The 18882-nt window shown below is 67.5% G+C and carries 18 protein-coding genes; 7 read left to right on the plus strand and 11 right to left on the minus strand.

Annotation, left to right across the window (positions count from 1 at the left end):
• Nucleotides 1-14: 14 nt before the first annotated feature.
• From E3O48_RS00080 to E3O48_RS00090, 3 genes are all read right to left on the minus strand, one after another.
• Entirely contained in the window at nucleotides 15-845 is an 831-nt protein-coding gene (locus E3O48_RS00080; protein WP_174774724.1) for a carbohydrate ABC transporter permease, read from the minus strand.
• Nucleotides 846-911: 66 nt separating this feature from the next.
• On the minus strand, nucleotides 912-1781 hold the full coding sequence (locus E3O48_RS00085; protein ID WP_134536841.1) for a carbohydrate ABC transporter permease: 870 nt from the start codon (nucleotides 1779-1781) through the stop codon (nucleotides 912-914).
• Nucleotides 1782-1967: 186 nt separating this feature from the next.
• Entirely contained in the window at nucleotides 1968-3272 is a 1305-nt protein-coding gene (locus E3O48_RS00090; RefSeq protein ID WP_134536842.1) for an ABC transporter substrate-binding protein, read from the minus strand.
• Nucleotides 3273-3465: 193 nt separating this feature from the next.
• On the opposite strand from E3O48_RS00090, the gene E3O48_RS00095 reads away from it, so the two are divergent.
• Together E3O48_RS00095 and E3O48_RS00100 are read left to right on the plus strand one after the other, a co-directional pair.
• Nucleotides 3466-5502, plus strand: a complete 2037-nt coding sequence (locus E3O48_RS00095; RefSeq protein WP_134536843.1) for a beta-galactosidase — start codon at nucleotides 3466-3468, stop codon at nucleotides 5500-5502.
• Between the two features lie 43 nt (nucleotides 5503-5545).
• The gene (locus E3O48_RS00100; protein ID WP_134536844.1) at nucleotides 5546-6310 is read left to right on the plus strand and encodes a dienelactone hydrolase family protein; all 765 of its coding nucleotides are present in this window, start codon (nucleotides 5546-5548) and stop codon (nucleotides 6308-6310) included.
• A 24-nt stretch (nucleotides 6311-6334) separates the two neighbouring features.
• Here the strand turns inward: E3O48_RS00100 and E3O48_RS00105 are convergent, their stop codons facing one another.
• Entirely contained in the window at nucleotides 6335-6730 is a 396-nt protein-coding gene (locus E3O48_RS00105; RefSeq protein ID WP_134536845.1) for a DUF3592 domain-containing protein, read from the minus strand.
• Between the two features lie 104 nt (nucleotides 6731-6834).
• Here E3O48_RS00105 and E3O48_RS00110 point away from each other — a divergent pair, with 104 nt between their 5' ends.
• Entirely contained in the window at nucleotides 6835-8301 is a 1467-nt protein-coding gene (locus E3O48_RS00110) for a peptide MFS transporter (RefSeq protein WP_134536846.1), read from the plus strand.
• Nucleotides 8302-8325: 24 nt separating this feature from the next.
• Here the strand turns inward: E3O48_RS00110 and E3O48_RS00115 are convergent, their stop codons facing one another.
• Together E3O48_RS00115 and E3O48_RS00120 are read right to left on the minus strand one after the other, a co-directional pair.
• Complete coding sequence (locus E3O48_RS00115) at nucleotides 8326-9654, minus strand: MFS transporter (RefSeq protein ID WP_198412990.1); 1329 nt, start codon at nucleotides 9652-9654, stop codon at nucleotides 8326-8328.
• 5 nt (nucleotides 9655-9659) lie between these two features.
• Complete coding sequence (locus tag E3O48_RS00120) at nucleotides 9660-10172, minus strand: MarR family winged helix-turn-helix transcriptional regulator (protein ID WP_134507875.1); 513 nt, start codon at nucleotides 10170-10172, stop codon at nucleotides 9660-9662.
• A 113-nt stretch (nucleotides 10173-10285) separates the two neighbouring features.
• Between E3O48_RS00120 and E3O48_RS00125 the strand changes: the two genes are divergently transcribed.
• Together E3O48_RS00125 and E3O48_RS00130 are read left to right on the plus strand one after the other, a co-directional pair.
• Nucleotides 10286-11137 carry an alpha/beta fold hydrolase gene (locus E3O48_RS00125; RefSeq protein ID WP_134536848.1) on the plus strand — a complete coding sequence of 284 codons (852 nt, stop codon included), beginning with the start codon at nucleotides 10286-10288 and terminating at the stop codon, nucleotides 11135-11137.
• Between the two features lie 9 nt (nucleotides 11138-11146).
• Nucleotides 11147-12199 carry a biotin/lipoate A/B protein ligase family protein gene (locus E3O48_RS00130; RefSeq protein WP_134536849.1) on the plus strand — a complete coding sequence of 351 codons (1053 nt, stop codon included), beginning with the start codon at nucleotides 11147-11149 and terminating at the stop codon, nucleotides 12197-12199.
• Between the two features lie 27 nt (nucleotides 12200-12226).
• On the opposite strand, the gene E3O48_RS00135 is transcribed toward E3O48_RS00130, so the two are convergent.
• Nucleotides 12227-12547 (minus strand): GNAT family N-acetyltransferase, encoded by a 321-nt coding sequence (locus tag E3O48_RS00135; RefSeq protein WP_134507881.1) that lies wholly within the window; start codon nucleotides 12545-12547, stop codon nucleotides 12227-12229.
• A gap of 34 nt (nucleotides 12548-12581) precedes the next feature.
• On the opposite strand from E3O48_RS00135, the gene E3O48_RS00140 reads away from it, so the two are divergent.
• Together E3O48_RS00140 and E3O48_RS00145 are read left to right on the plus strand one after the other, a co-directional pair.
• Nucleotides 12582-13493: a site-specific DNA-methyltransferase gene (locus E3O48_RS00140; protein WP_134507883.1), complete on the plus strand. Its 912-nt coding sequence runs from the start codon at nucleotides 12582-12584 to the stop codon at nucleotides 13491-13493.
• 49 nt (nucleotides 13494-13542) lie between these two features.
• Entirely contained in the window at nucleotides 13543-14469 is a 927-nt protein-coding gene (locus tag E3O48_RS00145; RefSeq protein WP_134536850.1) for an LLM class F420-dependent oxidoreductase, read from the plus strand.
• A 45-nt stretch (nucleotides 14470-14514) separates the two neighbouring features.
• Here the strand turns inward: E3O48_RS00145 and E3O48_RS00150 are convergent, their stop codons facing one another.
• Genes E3O48_RS00150 through E3O48_RS00165 form a run of 4 tightly spaced genes read right to left on the minus strand, consistent with a single transcriptional unit; the run spans nucleotide 14515 to nucleotide 18865 of the window.
• Nucleotides 14515-15543, minus strand: coding sequence for a LacI family DNA-binding transcriptional regulator (locus tag E3O48_RS00150; protein ID WP_134507887.1), 1029 nt, complete (start codon nucleotides 15541-15543; stop codon nucleotides 14515-14517).
• A gap of 40 nt (nucleotides 15544-15583) precedes the next feature.
• On the minus strand, nucleotides 15584-17041 hold the full coding sequence (locus E3O48_RS00155; RefSeq protein WP_174774723.1) for a GH1 family beta-glucosidase: 1458 nt from the start codon (nucleotides 17039-17041) through the stop codon (nucleotides 15584-15586).
• Nucleotides 17038-17880, minus strand: coding sequence for a carbohydrate ABC transporter permease (locus tag E3O48_RS00160; protein ID WP_134507889.1), 843 nt, complete (start codon nucleotides 17878-17880; stop codon nucleotides 17038-17040). Before E3O48_RS00160 ends, E3O48_RS00155 begins: the two co-directional genes overlap by 4 nt.
• 1 nt (nucleotide 17881) lies before the next feature.
• Nucleotides 17882-18865: a carbohydrate ABC transporter permease gene (locus tag E3O48_RS00165; RefSeq protein ID WP_134536852.1), complete on the minus strand. Its 984-nt coding sequence runs from the start codon at nucleotides 18863-18865 to the stop codon at nucleotides 17882-17884.
• Nucleotides 18866-18882 lie beyond the last annotated feature (17 nt).

Raw genomic sequence — 18882 nt, forward strand, 5'->3', positions numbered from 1 at the left:
TTTCCGCCCCACGCCTACTTGACTGCTCCGGCAGCGAGGTCAACCTTCCAGTAGCGCTGCAGCACGAGGAACAGGATGACGAGCGGGATGATCGACAGCAGCGCACCGGTGATGACAAGCGTGTACATGGCGGGCGCGGTCGCACCCTGGTTGAGCAGGCCGCTGAGGCCGACCGTGACCGGGTAGAGCGCATCGTTGCCTAGCATGATGTACGGCAGCATAAAGTTGTTCCACACGGCGACGAACTGGAACAGGAAGATCGTCACGAGCCCGGGGGCCATCATCGGCAGCGCGATCCGATTGAAGATGCGCAGTTCGCCGGCGCCTTCGGTGCGTGCGGCCTCGATGACATCGGTCGGAACGGACGCGGCGGCGTAGATTCGCGCCAGGTAGATGCCGTACGGGCTGATGATCTGCGGCAGCAGCACGGACCAGAACGTGTTGGTCATCCCGACCGAAGCGAAGAGGAAGTACTGCGGGATGGCCAGGATGACCCCCGGGACGAGGACGCCCATCAACAGGACGGAGAACACGGCCTTCTTGCCCGGGAATTCGAACTTGGCCAGCACGTAACCTGAAATCGCGGAGATCCAGGTAGAGGCGAGTGCCCCGATCCCCGCATAGAGCGCCGTGTTGAGGACCCAGCGCCAGTACAGTCCGCCCCGGTACTGGGTTAGTTCGATGATGTTGTCCCAGAGGTGGGTGCTCGGCATCAGGGTGAAGGTGGAAAACAGCTCGGAGCTGTTCTTGCTGGCGGCCATGACGACCCAAAATACCGGGAACAGGCAGTAGACAGCGCCGATGAGCAGGATTCCGGTGGACACGTAGCTCGGTTTGACTCGAATGGAGTCGGCAGAAGCCCTGCGGGCCTTTAGGGAGTGGGGGCGGGGAATGCTGAGGGTGGTCACGGTCTAGTCCTCCTGGCCGAATGCTCGTTTCTGCACGACTCGCAGGAACAAGAATGAGAAGGCAAAGGTGACGACGGCGATGATGATCGAGGTCGCAGCCGCCGAATAGATGTCGTCGCGGGTGAACGCGTCCCGGTAGACGAGCATAAGTGGGGACCAGCTCGTGGAGAGGCTGTTGGTGAGCGGGCGCAGGGTCGTCGGTTCGGCGAACACCTGCAGCGTGGCGACCATGGAGAAGAGGGCGGTCATCACGATGGACGGAGCGATGATGGGGATCTTGATCCGCCAGGCGACCTGCACCTCGGTGCAACCGTCGAGCTTCGCCGCCTCGTAGATGTCGGTCGGAACGGCCTTCAGGGAGGTATACATCACGATCATGTTGAAACCGACGCCGCCCCACAGCGCGATATTCGCGATTGCGAAGAGCACCGTTGACGAGTCCAGGATCCCGGCGACATCCCAGCCCAGACGGTCGAAGACCCAGTAGAACGGGCTCACGGCGGGAAGATACAGGAAGCCCCAGAGGAGCGAACTGATCACGGCCGGTACAGCGAACGGCAGGAAGATCGCGGTCCGGGAGAATCCCGTTGTCCTGGTGCGTCGCGAATCGAGCAGCAGGGCGAAAAGCAGGGCCAGGCCGAGCATCAGCGGGATCAGGACGAGCCCGTAGAGCAGCACTCGCCAGACGCTTGCGCCGAAATCGGCGTTGGTCAGCGACGCGATGTAGTTGTCCAGCCCGGCGAATGCCGTGGTGCGGTTGCCCGAGCCGAGCCCGAGCCCCTTGACCTGCTTCTTCTGCAGGCTGAGAAAAAGCGTGTAGACGATCGGGGCAGCCATGAACGAGACGAACAGGATGATCCCTGGCGCCAGCATGAGATAGGGGGTGAGTACTCGGGAACGAAAGTTGCCCGTTCGCGCACTCGAGGGGGTGTCGGTTCGCGTTCGAGGCGTCGGCGCCTCGGTCACAGTCGCAGTCACAGGTGATCCTCAATCGAAAAGGGAAATGCGAGAGGAAGACCAGCCCGGTTGCGGGCAGCGGGCAGGTCTCCCCGATGGGTGCTACTTGACGGTGAACCCGCTCTTGACCAGGTCGTCCGTGGTGATCTTCTGCATGTTGGTGACCGCTGCGACGAAGGCGATCTTCGTCTTCGCATCCGCTGCCTTGGCGAATTCGTCGTTGTATGCGCTGTAGGCCACGTTGACGTTGGGACCGTAGTTGAACGGAGAGGCAGTCTTCGCGACATCAGCGGCGACGGTGTAGAAGTCAGGCTGGTTGCTGAAGAAGGCCGGCGCCGCGGTCAACGCGGACTTCGCCGCGGCCGCATCGGCCGGGTAGATGTTCGCGGTGCTGACCAGGGCTGCGACCGCGGCCGGGTCGGTGTTCAGCCAGGTGGCGAATTCCACGGCTTCCTTGGAGTGCGTCGACTGGGTTGTGACACCGGTGGACGAACCGCCCCAGTTTCCGGTCGCGGGAGTCGAGGCATCCCACTGCGGCATCGGGGCAGCCTTCCAGAGGCCTGCCGTGTCGGCGGCATTGCCCGCGAGCACGCCGGGAGCCCAGACGGCACTCAGCCAGCCCACTTGCGTGCCGGTGTTCAGGCCGGCGTTCCAGGCCGGCGTGTACATCGGCTTGTTGTCGATGACGCCCTCCTCGACCAGCCCGCCCCAGTATGCGGCGACCTTCTGGGTCGGAGTCTTGTCGATGTCGACGCTCCAGGCGTCACCGTCGATACCCCACCAGGAAGCACCGGCCTGCTGTGCCATCCCGGTGAACCAGCCCGCATCTCCGGACGAGAAGGTGCCGAGGTAGTCATCGGGGTTGGCTGCGTGGATCGTTCGGGCGGCGGCCGCGTACTCGTCCCAGGTGGTGGGGACGGCGATGCCGAGCTTCTCGAAGACGTCGGCGCGGTAATAGAACATCATCGGGCCGGTGTCCTGCGGGATCGCGTACAGCGCATCGCTGCCGAGGGTCACCGAGTTCCAGATGCCGTCGGCGAAAGCACCCTTGACGTCGGAGCCGATGGTGCCGGAGATGTCGGCGAGCGCGTCGGCGGCGACCAGCGTGGGGATCTTCTGGTATTCGGCCTGGATCAAGTCCGGGGCGCCGCTGCCGGCTTTGATGGCGGTCAGCAGCTTGGTGATCGCGGGGTCGCCGCCGTCCTGCTTCTGAACCGTGACCTGAATTTCCGGGTGCGCCTTGTTCCAGATGTCGACCACCTTGTCGAGGTTGGGCGCCCACGCCCAATACGACAGGGAGACCGGGGCGCTGGTGTCGCCCCCGGTGGCCGGGCTGGAACAGCCTGACATGAGCAAAACGGCGACAGCGGCCATGGCCACTGCTCCGACACGGAATGAAGTGCGCATTCGTCCTCCTTGAAGAAAGCTGGTGCTGTGATGGGTGCGCCCCGCCTCGGTGAACAAGAGTTTACTTGGGCTGTGAGCGGTTCTAGTACCTCACACGAGTATCCGAGTTGTCAACTAGGCAGAATTTTTCTTCTAAATCGTCAACTCCTGTGATAAAACTGGGAGCGCACACAGTCAAAGGAGCGACACACTCATGCCATTCGACTCACTCTCCCGAGTTGCCAAGGGCCAGTCAGGCCTCTGGATGCGCGGTACGACCGGTCTACGCTACGGCGGCGACTACAACCCGGAACAGTGGCCGCTTGAGGTCTGGGTCGATGACATCGCTCTTATGAAGGACGCCGGCATCAACCTGGTCAGCCTGGGCATCTTCTCCTGGGTATTGCTCGAACCCCGCGAAGGCGAATACGACTTCGCCTGGCTCGACAAACTTTTCGACATGCTGCACGCGGCGGGCATCGACATCGACCTGGCCACCCCGACCGCCGCTCCCCCGGCCTGGTTTTGGAAGAAGTACCCCGCGGCACGCCCCGTGACCCGGGACGGCGTGCGGCTCGCCGGTGGCTCCCGTGGCCTCGTCAGCCCCAGCTCGCCGGAATACCGCCGCGCCGCCGCGAACATCACGGAGCAGCTTGCCCGGCGGTACGCCGGCCACCCCGCGCTCGTGCTCTGGCACGTCCACAACGAATACGGGGCTCCGATAAGCGAGTCCTACGACGACTACTCCGTCGCGGCATTCCGCCTGTGGCTGCAGAAGCGCTACGGCACCCTTCCGGCACTGAACGAGGCGTGGGGCACCCCGTTCTGGGGCCAGTGTTACGGCGAATGGGACGAAATCGATGCGCCCCGGCTCTCCGCATCCGTGACGAACCAGACCCAGCGCCTCGACTTCAAGCGTTTCTCCTCCGATGCCCTGCTCGAATGCTTCATCAACGAACGCGACACCATCCGCCGGTTCACGCCGGAGATCCCGGTGACCACCAACTTCATGGCCACCAACTGCCTTTCGGTGGACTATTGGAAATGGAGCCGCGAGGTCGACATCATCTCGAACGACCATTACCTCGTCGCCGAACGCGCCGACAACCACATCCTGCTGGCCATGGATGCCGACCTCACCCGTTCCCTCGCCGGCGGGTCACCGTGGATCCTGATGGAGCACTCCACGGGCGCGGTCAACTGGCAGCCACGCAACATCGCCAAGAGAGCCGGGGAACTCGCCCGCAATTCCCTTTCCCACCTCGCCAGGGGCGCCGACGGGATCCTCTTCTTCCAATTCCGGGCCTCCCGGTACGGCGCGGAGAAGTTCCACTCGGCCATGCTCCCCCACGCCGGTGCCGGGACCCGGGCCTGGCGCGAGGTTGTTGAGCTCGGAGCCACCCTAGGCTGTCTCGAGCCCATCCGCACGAGCCGTGTACACGCCCGCGTCGCGATCCTGTGGGACGTGGAATCGTTTTGGGCCCAGGACCTGGAATGGCGGCCGAGCGTGGAACTCGACCACCGGGAGCGCATCGAGGCGTTCTATTCCGTTCTCTGGAATCGCTCCGTCACGATCGATTTTGCGCACCCGGCCGCAGAGCTCGGCGGTTACGACCTGGTCATCGCGCCGAGCCTTTACCTGCTCGGGCCTGCTTCGGCCGCCAATCTCGCCACCTATGTCAACGGCGGTGGTACCCTCCTCATGTCCTACTTCTCCGGCATCGTCGACGAGCAGGACGCCGTCTACCCAGGGGCGGCCCCGGGGGCCTTGCGTGACGTGCTCGGCCTCTCCATCCACGAATTCCTCCCGCTGCGGGACCACGAATCGGTGAGCCTAAGCGACGGGCGGTTCGGCACTGGCTGGGCCGACGACATCCAGGTTTCAACAGCCGAGGTAGTGGCCCGATACGTCGACGGCCCCGCGGCAGGCAGCCCCGCGATCACACGCAACACCCTCGGCTCGGGGTCGGCCTGGTACGTCTCCACCCGGCTGGCGGGCGCCGGGCTCGAGGCCCTCCTCGGCGAGGTTCTGACCTCGGTGGGCATCGAATCCACGTCGACGCCCGGTATCGAGGTGGTGACTCGCACGAGCGACCACGGCGACTTCACCTTTGTGATCAATCACACGGATATCGACGCGGACTACACCGCGTTCGGCATCGAACTCACGACAGGGGATACGATCTCGGGATCGGTCCTTGTCCCGGCGGGACTGACCCGCGTGGTCCGGGGCGTCCCGACAGAAGCCTGACCCGGCAACCGAGCTACGATTCAGCCAGCACAGGAAGGCTGCCATGACCATGAGCACCGCGCCACAACTCGTCGATCTCACCCTGCCGGGGGCGTCCGGAGGCAGCGCGGGGCTCACCGCCCTCCTCGGCATTCCGGCCGGGAACGGCCCGTGGCCCGGGGTGGTGCTCGTGCACGAGGCATTCGGGCTGACCGATGTGATGCGGCGCCAGGTGGCCAGGATGGCCGAGGCCGGCTACCTGGCCCTGATGCCCGACCTGTTCACCGAGGGCGGACCGCGCAAGTGCCTCACCGCGACATTCCGTGCTCTCCAGGCAGGCGAGGGCCGCGCGTTCGTCGACATCGAGTCCGCGCGCCGGTTCCTGCTCGATCGGCCGGACTGCACCGGCGAGGTCGGAGTGCTCGGCTTCTGCATGGGCGGCGGCTTCGCCCTGGTGGCAGCCGCACGCGGCTTCGACGCGGCATCCGTCAACTACGGGCGCCTGCCCAAGGACCTCGACGAGGCGCTCATCGGGGCCTGCCCGATCGTGGCCAGCTACGGCGCGACCGACGCGTCGCTGAGGGGAGCCGCCGGCACGCTCGAGGCCGCGCTCGTGCGGCGCGGGATCCCGCACGACGTCACGGAGTACCCGGGCGCCGGGCATGCCTTCCTCAACGACGCCGAGAGCGGGCCGCCGGTGCTGCGATTCGTGCTCAAGCGCATCCTCGGTGCCGGGCCGGACCCGGTGGCCGCGGCCGACGCGTGGCAGCGGATCGACGCCTTCTTCGGGGAGCACCTGGCCACCCCGAAGGAGGCGCCCTCCAGCTAAAGGGCCGCCTGGAGCGCCGGGGAATCAGACGAACATCAGCACGAAGCCGAGCACGGCCGCGGCCAGGCCGGTGCCGAGCAGGATCAGCCCGGTCAGCCGCAGCCCCTTGCCCTCGATCTCCGGCGCGTGGGTGCGGCAGTGCCAGGGTGTCCGGGAATTGAACCAGAGCGGGACATCCTGCCCGGGCGAAAGCCGGTGGGTCTCGTGGGTGGTCGCGGGGCACTCGTGCACCTCGCCGTCCTGGTCGAACCAGCGGATGACGGTTCCCGGCCCCGACGCGGCGATCACCCCGTCGGCCGGGATCCACCGCCCCTTGATCCCGCGCACGAACGCCCCCGCCAGATAGAGGGTCACGCCGAGGACCAGGCCGACCAGGGACAGCACCTCGCTGATGAGCGAGGTGAGTGCGTGTGTGTCCAATCCGGCCCCTCCGGCAGAAGCAATGCTGCTTTTCCGATCGTATCGTGTGCGGCCGGACCCCCGCCGATGCCCCCAAAACGGGGGGCACGCGGTAAGGTCAGGCAATGAGCACGGTCGCGGAACGCACCCCCACCCATGAGGACAGCAGCTTTCTGGGGCAACCGCGCGCGCTCGCCAACATCTTCGGGGTGGAGATGTGGGAGCGGTTCTCCTTCTACGGTATGCAGGGCATCCTGCTGCTGTACTTGTACTACTCGGCGACCCGGGGCGGCCTGGGAATCCCCCAGGCGACGGCCGCCGGCATCGTCGGCGCGTACGGCGGCGGGGTATACCTGTCGACCATCCTCGGCGCCTGGATCGCGGACCGCCTGGTCGGCTCGGAGCGGGTGCTCTTCTTCAGCGCCATCGTCATCGCGGTGGGCCATCTCGCGCTCTCGCTCATCCCCGGGATTGCCGGGGTCACGGTCGGGCTGATCCTGATCGCGCTCGGCAGCGGTGGGCTCAAGGCAAACGCCACCTCCGTCGTCGGCGCGTTGTACCGACGTGACGATCCTCGGCTCGACGCGGGCTTCTCCCTGTTCTACCTCGGCATCAACCTCGGGGCCTTCTTCGGCCCCATCCTGACCGGGCTGCTGCAGTCCACCCTCGGCTTCCACTTCGGCTTCGGCCTCGCGGCCGTGGGCATGACGATCGGCCTGGTGCAGTACTCCTTCGGGCGGAAGCGCCTGCCGGAGGTCGTGCACCACGTGCCCAACCCGCTCCCGGCCGAACGCATGCTGCCGTACATCGTCTCGGCCCTGGCCGCCGTCGCGGCGATCGTCGTGCTCGTGATGGTCGGCGTCATCACTCCGACCAGCCTCGTCACCATCGTGATCGGCCTCACCGTGATCGCGACGATCAGTTACTTCGTCGTCATCCTCCGCAGCCGCCGGATCACCGCCGTCGAACGCAAACGCGTCTACGCGTTCATCCCGCTGTTCCTCGCCAGCGCCGCATTCTGGTCGTTGTCACAGCAGCAGTTCACCGTGGTCACCATCTACGCCGATGAGCGCCTCAACCGCGACCTGTTCGGCTGGGTGCTCCCGGTGTCCTGGGTGCAATCGTTCAACCCGATCTTCATCATCCTGCTGTCCGGCGCGTTCGCGGCCCTGTGGACCCGCTGGGGGTCCCGCCAGCCGTCGACACCGGTCAAGTTCGCGATCGGGACCGCGGTGATGGGCGTCGCCTTCCTGATCTTCCTTCCCTTCACCGGCGGCGGCGCGAACTCGACGCCGCTGGCAGCGATGGTCGGCATCCTGCTCGTGCTCACCGTGGCCGAGCTCCTGATCGGCCCGGTCGGCCTGTCGATCACGACCAAGCTCGCCCCCGAGCCGTTCAAGACCCAGATGGTGGCGCTGTTCTTCCTGTCGATCGCGCTCGGCACCGCCGTCTCCGGAGGGCTGGCCCAGTGGTACACGACGGTCCCGGAGACGGTGTACTTCAGCGTGATCGGCGGCGTCGCCATCGCGCTCGGCCTGCTGCTCGCGCTGATCTCCCGGCCGATCCTGCGCCTGATGGACGGCGTGCGCTGACGCCGCCGCCTCGGCGGCGGGTGACTACCGGCCCGCCGTGGCCTCGACGATCGCGATCTCGCGGGTGGCGGTCTCCGGCGTGCCGGCGACCAGGTCGCGGCCGTCCCCGTCATGGCGCAGCAGCAACCGTGGCGTGCGGCCCGGCCGGTAACGCACGCGCAGGCTCCGGTACCTGACCATCCAGAAGAGCACGGCCCCGGCAGCCAGGATGCCGGAGAGCGCGGCGACGCCGAGCGCCCAGCGAGGGCCGTACTGGTCGGCCACCCAGCCCACCAGGGGAGCCCCGAGCGGGGTGCCGCCGGCGAAGATGGCCATGTACAGCGCCATCACCCGGCCGCGCATCGCCGGCCGGGTCGTCGTCTGCACGTAGGCGTTGGCCGTGGTCATCAGTGTCAGCGAGGCGAATCCGATCAGCGCGAGCGAGGCCGCGAAGGTGACGTAGTTCGGCATCACCGCGGCCAGGGCGCAGGACAGCCCGAACACGGCGGATCCGGCGACCACCAGGCGGAGGCGCGGTCGGCTGCGCCGGGCCGACAGCAGCGCGCCCGCGACCGATCCGATGGCCATGATCGAACTGAGGAAACCGAACTCGCCCGCGCCCATCCCGAACTCGACCGTGGCCATCGTGGCGGTGAAGATGGCGAAGTTGAAGCCGAAGGTGCCGACCAGGAAGACCGTGACCAGCACGGCCACAATGTCCGGCCGATGCGACACATAGCGGAAACCGGCCATCAGCTGGCCGCGCTTGCGCGACGCCCGCGGCTGCGGACGCAGTTCCTTCGTGCGCAGCATCGCCATCGCGAGCACGGTCGCGCCGAAGGTGACCGCGTTGATGATGAACACCCAGCCGGCGCCGATGGCGACCGTGAGCAGCCCCGCGGCGGCCGGGCCGATCAGGCGGGCGCCGTTGAACGACGCCGAGTTGAGCGCCACCGCGTTGGAGAGTTTGTCGTCGGAGACGAGCTCGGAGACGAAGGTCTGCCGCGCCGGGGCGTCGATCGCGGCGACGATCCCGAGGCCGAGCGCGAACAGGTAGACGTGCCAGAGCTGGGCGACGCCGGTGACCGTGATCAGGCCGAGCCCGAGGCCGAGCAGGCCCATCAGGCCCTGGGTCACCATCAACAGCCGCCGCCGGTTGAACCGGTCGGCGATGAGACCCGCCCACGGCATCAACACAAGCTGCGGACCGAACTGCAGCGCCATCACGATGCCGACCGCCGTGGCGTTATGGTCGGTCAGGTCGGTGAGCACGATCCAGTCCTGGGCGGTGCGCTGCATCCAGGTTCCGATGTTCGACACCAGGGCGCCGGCGAACCAGATGCGATAGTTCGGGACGCTCAGGGAGCGGAACATGGCACTCAACTGTCGGTGAGCTCCTTCATGATCTCGATGGCCTCGGCGAGCACCCGGCGCTGTTCGGGGGTGAACCTGACGATGCGCTGGGCCAGCCAGGCGTCCCGGCGCTTGCGGGTGTCGCGCATCATGGTGCGCCCGGTCTCGGTGACGGTGAGCACGACCTTGCGGCCGTCGTCCGCCGAGGCGGTTCGATTGACCAGCCCGGCCTGGACGAGCGCGTTCACGGTGCGGTTCATCGACGGCGGCGTCACCTTCTCGTGCTCGCTGAGCTCGCGAAGGGTGAACGGGCCGTAGAAGAACAGGGTGCCGAGGGCGGAGAACTGGCTGCCGCTGAGCTCGTTGTCCGCCTTCTCCTGGCGCAGGCGCCTGGCCAGCCGCCCGTTCGCCAGCCGGAAATCATGGCTCAACTCGGCGACGGTCATGCGGCGACCGGGGGCGGAGCCGGGCGCCGTGCCGGAGGCCGATCCGGAGGTCGGGCCGGAGACGGTCGAAGCGGATGCCGTTGCAGAGTCCATAGATATCAACCATAACCACTTAGCAACGCTAAGTATTCCCCCTGTGTGGGTGGCGGGCCGCGATTCCGGGTCGGTTTCGGTGCGGGCCCGGTCCGACCTGACAGACTGGTCCCGTGCCCACCTACACGGATGACTACGGCGTCGCGATCACCTACTACGTCTGGACGGTGCCTCACCCGCGTGCCGCCGTGCAGCTCGTCCACGGCGTGGGCGAGCACGCGCACCGCTATGAGGAGCTCGTCGGCCGGCTCAACGCCGCGGGGTACACCGTGTATGCCGACGACCATCGCGGCCACGGCCAGACCGGGGTGCACCAGCACCGCGGCGACCTGTCCCGGCTCGGCCGGCTCGGCGAGGGCGGGCTGCGCGCCGCGGTCGCCGCCGTGCACCAGCTCAGCGGGATCATCCGGGCCGAACAGCCCGGTGTGCCGCTCGTGCTGCTCGGCCACAGCTGGGGCTCGTTCATGGCGCAGATGATCCTCAACCGCTACCCGGACGACTACGACGCGGTGGCGCTCAGCGGCACCGCCTACCGGATGCCGGGCTACCTCGACGGCGGCGACCTGAACCGCAGGCACAAGAACCTGGGCACGACCGGGGTCGAGTGGCTCAGCCGGGACCCGGCCGTCGCCGCCGCGTTCGTCGCCGACCCGCTGACGACGTCCGTGCCGCTGGCGAAACTCTTCGGAATCCGGGACGCGGCCCGGCTCTTCGGGCGCCCGGCCCGGCGACTGCCGGCGAGGCTGCCGTTGCTGATCCTGGTCGGCAGCGATGACACCGTCGGCGGGGAACGGAGCGCTCGCATGCTCTCGAAGGCATATGCGGAGCGCTCGGGGCTGCGCGACATCCGTCTCATCGTCTACCCGGGGGCGCGGCACGAGGTCTTCAACGAGACCAACCGGGAGCAGGTCTTCGCCGACCTGATCGGGTGGCTGGACGAGCGGGTTCGGGCGCGCGCCGATTAGGCTTGCGTTATGCACGGTGAATACAAGGTCCCAGGCGGCAAGCTCGTCGTCGTCGATCTCGAGGTCGTCGACAACACGATCGTCGACTTCCGCCTGGCCGGTGATTTCTTTCTCGAACCGGACAGCGCGCTCGGCGACATCAACGCCGCGGTGAACGGACTGTCTGCGGACAGTGACGCGGTGAGCATCGCGGCCGCGGTGAGGGCTGCCCTCCCGGCGGAGGCCACCCTGCTCGGTTTCTCTCCGGAGTCGGTGGCGGTCGCGATCCGGCGTTCGCTCGCCCGGGCCAGCAGCTGGCAGGACTACGAGTGGCAGCTCATCCACTCGCCGCGTCCCGTCCCGCCGGTGATGCAGATGGCGCTCGACGAGGTGCTCGCGATCGAGGTCGGCGAGGGCCGGCGCAGCCCCACCCTCCGCATCTGGGAGTGGAACGAACCGGCCGTGGTGATCGGCAGCTTCCAGTCGCTGAAGAACGAGGTCGACCCGGTCAACGCCGAGAAGCACGGCTTCACCGTGGTGCGCCGGATCAGCGGCGGCGGCGCCATGTTCATGGAGGCGGGCTCGGTGATCACCTACTCGATCTACGCACCGACCGACCTCGTGCAGGGGATGACCTTCGCCGACTCATACGCCTACCTCGACGAGTGGGTGCTCACCGCGCTCAAATCGCTCGGCATCGACGCCTACTACCAACCGCTCAACGACATCACCAGCCCGAAGGGCAAGATCGGTGGGGCGGCGCAGAAGCGGCTCGGCAGCGGGGCCGTGCTGCACCACGTCACCATGAGCTACGACATGGACGGCGAGAAGATGGTGCAGGTGCTCCGCATCGGCAGGGAGAAGCTCAGCGACAAGGGCATCACCAGCGCGGCCAAGCGCGTCGACCCGCTGCGCAGCCAGACCGGCCTCAGCCGCGCCGAGATCATCGACCGGATGAAGCAGACCTTCACCGGGCTCTACGGCGCGGTCTCCGGCGACGTCACCGACGACGAGTACGCCAAGGCGGCGGCGCTGGTCGAGAGCAAGTTCGGCACGGCGGACTGGATCGGGCGCGTCCCGTAGAACCCGCGTCCGCCCCGGTGAGAACAGTCAGCGGCCGCGGGTCAGCAGGTCCTGGTATTCGGCGTGCGCGTCGATCCAGCTCACCACATACGGACACACCGGCACGACGGTGAGGTCCGTGCGCACGCGCACATCATCGAGGGCCTGCTCCACGAGGATGCCGGCCAGCCGCTGGCCGCGACGGGCCGGGTCGACCTCGACGTGGGTGAACAGCACCTCCTGGCCTTCCACCTCGTAGTCGGCGAAGCCGACCGTCTCGCCGTCGATCAACAACGTGTACCTGGCCAGTGCGGGCTCGTGGCGGAAGGTCACCGCTGCCGGGCCGGTGGTCGCTGAGTCAGTAGTCATCTCCATAGGCTAGGCCGCCTGACACAATGAGGGAATGCCAACCGTGTGGTCCCAGTCGTCTCCCAGCCGTGTCGTCCATGCCGACAACCTCGAGATCCTTCCCGGGCTGCCGGATGCGGCGTTCACGCTGATCTACCTCGACCCGCCGTTCAACACCGGCCGGAAGCAGAACCGCCAGTCCACGACATCCGTTCGGTCGCCGGCCCCGGTGGACTCCGAGGCCCTCGGCGCACGCGCGGCCGGCACGATCACCGGGTTCAAGGGCCAGCGTTACGAGCGGATCAAGGGTGACCTGCTCGGCTACGACGACCAGTTCGAGGACTACTGGGCCTTCCTCGAACCTCGCCTGATCGAGGCGTGGCGGCTGCTGGCCGACGACGGCACCCTGTACCTGCACCTCGACTACCGGGAGGCGCACTACGCGAAGGTGCTGCTCGACGCGCTCTTCGGCCGGGACTGCTTCCTCAACGAACTGATCTGGGCCTACGACTACGGCGCGAAGTCGAAGAACCGCTGGCCGACCAAGCACGACACGATCCTGGTCTACGTGAAGAACCCGGCAGCGTATTACTTCGACTCGACCACGGTGGACCGGGAGCCGTACATGGCGCCCGGCCTGGTCACCCCGGAGAAGGTCGCGAAGGGCAAGCTGCCGACGGATGTCTGGTGGCACACGATCGTGTCGCCGACGGGCAAGGAGAAGACCGGGTATCCGACCCAGAAGCCGGTGGGCATCCTGCGCCGGATGATCCAGGCCTCCAGCAGGGAGGGCGACTGGGTGCTCGACTTCTTCGCCGGCAGCGGCACGACGGGCGCGGTCGCGGCCGCCCTCGGGCGCCGGTTCCTGCTGGTGGACCAGAACCCGGAGTCGATCGCCGTGATGCGGGAGCGGTTCGCGCCGCTGGCCGAGGTGGAGTTCCTCGGCCCGACGGTCGCCATCGCCTGATCCCGGCGGGCTCGAAAACCGTCCGGTCCAGGTCTGGAACACTGGGACCATGAGACTCCGCATCTTCACCGAACCGCAGCAGGGCGCCGACTACGACGATATCCTCGCCGTCGCGCAGGCCACGGAGAAGCTCGGCTTCGACGCCTTCTTCCGCTCCGACCACTTTCTCGCGATGGGCGACCAGGTCTCCGGCCTGCCCGGGCCGACGGATGCCTGGACCACCCTCGCCGGCCTCGCCAGGGAGACCTCGCGCATCCGCCTCGGCACGCTGGTCTCCTCGGTGACCTACCGGCCGCCGGGCATCCTGGCGATCCAGGTGGCCCAGGTCGACCAGATGTCCGGCGGACGGGTCGAGCTCGGCCTCGGCACCGGCTGGTTCGAGCGGGAACACCTGGCCTACGGCATCCCGTTCCCGGCCAAACGGTTCGGCATGCTCGAGGAACAGCTCGAGATCGTGACCGGCCTGTGGGGCACCCCCGCCGGCGAGACCTACAGCTTCGCCGGCGAGCACTACACGCTCGTCGATTCGCCGGCGCTGCCGAAGCCGGCCCAGGCGCGCATGCCCGTGATCGTCGGCGGCGGGGGAGCGAAGCGCACCCCGGCCATGGCCGCGCGGTTCGCCACCGAGTTCAACCTGCCGTTCCCGGAGTTCGCGGATGTCCCCGGCAAGTTCGCCGGCGTGCGCGCGGCCTGCGAGGCCATCGGTCGCGACCCGCGTGAGCTCGTCTACTCGACGGCCCTGATCGCGGTCGCCGGCCGTGACGAGGCCGAGTTCACCCGCCGTGCCGCCGCGGTCGGCCGTGAACCGGCCGAGCTGCGCGAACACGGCCTGGCCGGCACCGCGTCCGAGCTCGTCGACCGGCTGGGCGCGCTCGCCGCCGACGGGGTCGAGTGCGCCTACCTGCAGATCATGGACCTGTCCGACCTCGACCACCTCGACTTCATCGCCCGCGAGGTCGTGCCCCAGCTCGACTGATGCGGGCTGCGGTTCCGGGCGCGGCCTGGCGAGGGATGGTCCCGGTCAGGCGGAGTCGCGCAGCACGAGACGGGTCGGCATGAGGGTGCGGTGCGGCATGCTCTCGTCGCCGGCGAGCCGGCGCAGCAGCACGTCCGCCATCGCATAGCCCATTTCCTCGGAGGGCTGGCTCACGGTGGTCAGCGCCACCGGGCCGCTCGTCGCGGCCGGGCTGTCGTCGAATCCGACGATGGCGACGTCCCCCGGCACCGAACGGCCGAACTCGCGCAGCACGTCCACCGCGCCGGTGGCCATGAGGTCGCTCGCCACGAAGAGGCCGTCAAGGTCGGGGTACCGCTCCAGCAGGCGTCGGGTGGCCGCGGCCCCGCCGGCGGCCGTGAAGTCGGCGAGCTCGACGGCATCCGTGGGCAGACCGGCCCGCTCGAGCGTGCGCGCGAACCCGGTGAGGCGGTCGATGCCGGCCGGCATGTCCCCCGCCCCCGCGATCGAGCCGATGCGGCGGCGCCCGATATCGAGCAGGCGCTGGGTGCCCGTCTCGGCTCCCGCCGCGTTGTCGACGTCGACGAAGTAGGCGTCGAGGTCGTCGGCGTTCGACGGCCGCCCACCGAAGACCACCGGCATGGTCGTCTCGAGCTCGGCCACGAAGTCGTCGCCGGTGTGGTGCGAGATGATGAGCGCGCCGTCGACGTTGCCCGTGCGCAGGTAGCGCAGGGTCTTGTGCCTCGGGTCGCTCGAGGCGACGAGCAGGTTGAGGGTGTAATCGCTCTGGTCGAGCCGGCGGGTGATTCCCTGCACGACCGCGGCGAAGTAGGGGTCACCGAAGAACCGGGTCATGTCCTCGGGCACGACCAGGGCCACGGCCTCGGTCTGCCGGCTCGCCAGCGAGCGGGCCGCCCGGTTCGGCACGTAGTTGAGCTCGCCGATCGCCTTGGTCACCGCAGCGACGATCTCGGGGCTGACCTTCGTCGACCCGTTGACCACCCGGCTCACGGTGGCCCGGGACACCCCGGCCACCTCGGCCACCATTTCCAGGGTGGGCTGCGCGGGACGGGCCTGGCGCACACTGGTAGTCATGACGTCATTCTAATTCGCCCGCGCCCCTCGTCGTTCCCGGTCAGGAGAGGGCGCGGTTGCGGATGATTTCGGCGTAGGCTCGGCCGCTGTCCTTGACGATGCGCTCCTGGGTCTCGTAGTCGACCCGCACGATGCCGAAGCGCTTCTCATAGCCCCAGGCCCACTCGTAGTTGTCCATCAGCGACCAGTAGAAGTAGCCCTTGACGTCGACACCCTCATCGATCGCGTCGAGGATGGCGCCCAGGTGGTCGGTGAGGAACTCGGTGCGCCGGGCATCCGGAACGCTGCCGTCAGCGGCGACAACGTCGTCGAACGCCGCGCCGTTCTCGGTGACGTACAGGCTCGTCCCGGTCGGGGCCGTGTATTCGGTGTTCACCCGGACGAGCAGTTCGCGCAGCCCGTCAGGCTGGACCTCCCACTCCATGGCGGTCAGCGGTAGCCCCTGCGGGTGGTCGAAGACCCCGTCGGCGGCCGGGAACGGCGACCGGGTGGGGCGGGTGGTCGGGGCCTGCGCGAGCAACGGATGCTCGGCCGGGCGATCGCTGACGAGGTCGCCGTGGTAATAATTCACGCCGAGGGTGTCGATCGGCTGATTGATCCGGGCCAGGTCACCCTCGCGGATGAAATCGGTCAAACCGTATTCGGCGACGTCCTGGAGCACATCCTCCGGGTAGGAGCCGCGGAAGACCGGGTCGAGGAAGATCCGGTTGAACTGCCCGTCGATCCGGCGCGCCGCGTCCACGTCGCCGGCATGCGTGGGATCGACTGGCTTGGCGACCGTGAGGTTGAGCGTGATGCCGAGTTCGAGTTTCGGGTCGCGTTCGCGGAGCGCCTCGACGGCGAGGCCGTGTCCCAGGAGCAGGTGGTGCGCCGCGGCCAGGCCGTCCCGGGGGCTCTGCCGCCCCGGGGCGTGTGCGCCGCCGGTGTAGCTGAGGAGTGAGGAGCACCAGGGCTCGTTCAGGGTGGTCCACACGCCCACGCGGTCACCGAGGGTGTCGTGAACGCTGAGGGCGTAGTCCCGGAAGCGCAGGGCGGTGTCGCGGTTGGTCCAGCCGCCCGTCTCCTCGAGGGCCTGCGGCAGGTCCCAGTGGTAGAGGGTCAGCCACGGCTTGATCCCGGCACCGAGGAGCTCGTCGACCAGGCGGGAGTAGAAGTCGATGCCCTTGGGGTTGACCGGTCCGCCGTCGGGTCGCACCCGTGACCAGGAGGTGGAGAAGCGGTAGGTCTGCAACCCCAGGTCCTTCATCAGGGCGACGTCGTCCTGGTAGCGGTGGTAATGGTCGCAGGCGACGTCTCCGTTGTCGCCATTGATGACGGCACCCGGCACGCGGCTGAACCTGTCCCAGATGGAATCCGTGCGGCCGTCTTCATGGGCGGCACCCTCGATCTGGTAGGCCGCCGTGGCCGCCCCGAAGAGGAATCCGGGCGGGAAGGTGCGGGGGTGGGAGGTCAGGTCCGGATTCGCGGCGAGACCGTTGAGTGTTCCGAGAACGGTCATCCCTTGACCGCGCCCTGCATGATCCCGGCCACCAGCTGCTTGCCCAGGAAGATGAATACCAGGATCAGCGGGATGATCGACAGGACGACGCCGGCGAGCACGAGCGAGTAGTCGACGTAGAAGGCTGCCTGCAGCTGCTGCAGTGCCACGGGGAGGGTCGGGTTGCCCGGGCCGAGCACGATGAACGGCCAGAAGAAGTTGGTCCAGGTGCCGATGAAGGTGAACAAGGCGAGCATCGCCGCGGCCGGCCGGGCGGCCGGGAGGCCGATGTGCCAGAAGCTGCGGATCATGGAGGCGCCGTCCATCCGGACGGCCTCGATCAGTTCGTCGGGGAGGGCGTCGCGCAGGTACTGGGTCATCCAGAACACGCCGAACGCGGTGACCATCGCGGGCGCGATGACAGCCCAGAGGCTGCCGGTCCAGCCGAGCCTGGCCATCACGATGAACAGGGGCACGATGCCGAGCTGGGTGGGCACGGCCATGGTCGCGATCACGAAGATGAGCAGACCTTCCCGGCCCCGGAACTTGAGCTTGGCGAAGGCATAGCCCGCCAGCGTGGAGAACAGGACGACGCTGATCGACACCACGGACGACACGATGATGCTGTTGCCGAGGGCGGTCCAGAACGGGATGCTGTCGATGACGGTGGCCGCGTTGGCGATGAAGTTGCCGCCCGGGATCCACATCATGCCGTTCTGGTTCAGGGCCGAGGCGTCCTGGCTGCCGATCAGGTATGACCACCAGATCGGGAAGGCGGAGCCCAGGAGAACGGCGATCAGGATGCCGTAGACCCAGATGGAGGGTCGGCGGTCGTGTCCGCCGATGATGGTCTTGCTCATTTCAGGCCTTTCGCGCGGTGCGCAGCTTGCGGTCGGCGGTGCCCGCGATGCGCCGGGTGATGAGGAAATTGGCCACGGCGATCACGATGATGATCAGGAAGAGCAGCCAGGCCACGGCGGATGCCCGCCCGAAGTTGCGCTGGTTCCAGCCGAGCTCGTAGATGTACAGGGTGAGTGTCTGCCACTGCCGGCTGGCGCCGCCCTGGCCGACGTTGTCGAACATCCGCGCCTCGTCGAAGATCTGCAGGCCGCCGATGGTGCTGGTCAGGATGACGAAGATGATGATCGGTCGGAGCAGCGGCAGGGTGATCGACCGGAAGGTGCGCCAGCGGTTCGCGCCGTCGATGATGGCGGCCTCGTAGTAGTCGCGCGGCACGGCCTGCATGGCGGCGAGGAAGATGAGGGCGTTGTAGCCGGTCCAGCGGAAGTTCACCATCGTGGCGATGGCGAGGTGGCTCGGGATCACGTCGACATGCCAGCGGATCGGCTCGAGCCCGAGGCCCCCGATCGCGCTGTTGATGAGCCCGTACTTGTCCCCGAAGAGGTCGTTGAAGATGAGCGCGACCGCGACCGGTGCCACGACATACGGCAGGAGGACGCCCATCCGCCAGAAGGTCTTGCCGCGCAGGTTGAAGTCGAGCACGGCGGCGATGCCGAGCGCCAACAGCACCTGGGGGATGCTCGAGAGCAGGAAGATGCTGAACGTGTTGCGGAGGGAGTTCCAGAAGTAGCCCTGGGTCAGCACGGTGACGAAGTTCTCCAGGCCGACGAAGTCGCCCTGGCCACCGATCAGGTTCCAGTCGTGCACCGACACCCACGCGGTGTAGAGCAACGGGAACAGTCCCATCACTCCGAAGACGAGGAAGAAGGGGGAGATGTAGAGGTAGGGCGAGAAGCGCACGTCCCAGCGGCCGAGCATATGGCTGAAGGCGATCCGGCGGATGCTGCGGGCATTCACCTCGACAGCGGCGGAGGTGGTGGTCATGAAGAGTCCTTCGGTGG

The sequence above is a fragment of the Cryobacterium sp. HLT2-28 genome, from assembly GCF_004402495.1.
GTDB lineage: Bacteria > Actinomycetota > Actinomycetes > Actinomycetales > Microbacteriaceae > Cryobacterium > Cryobacterium mannosilyticum.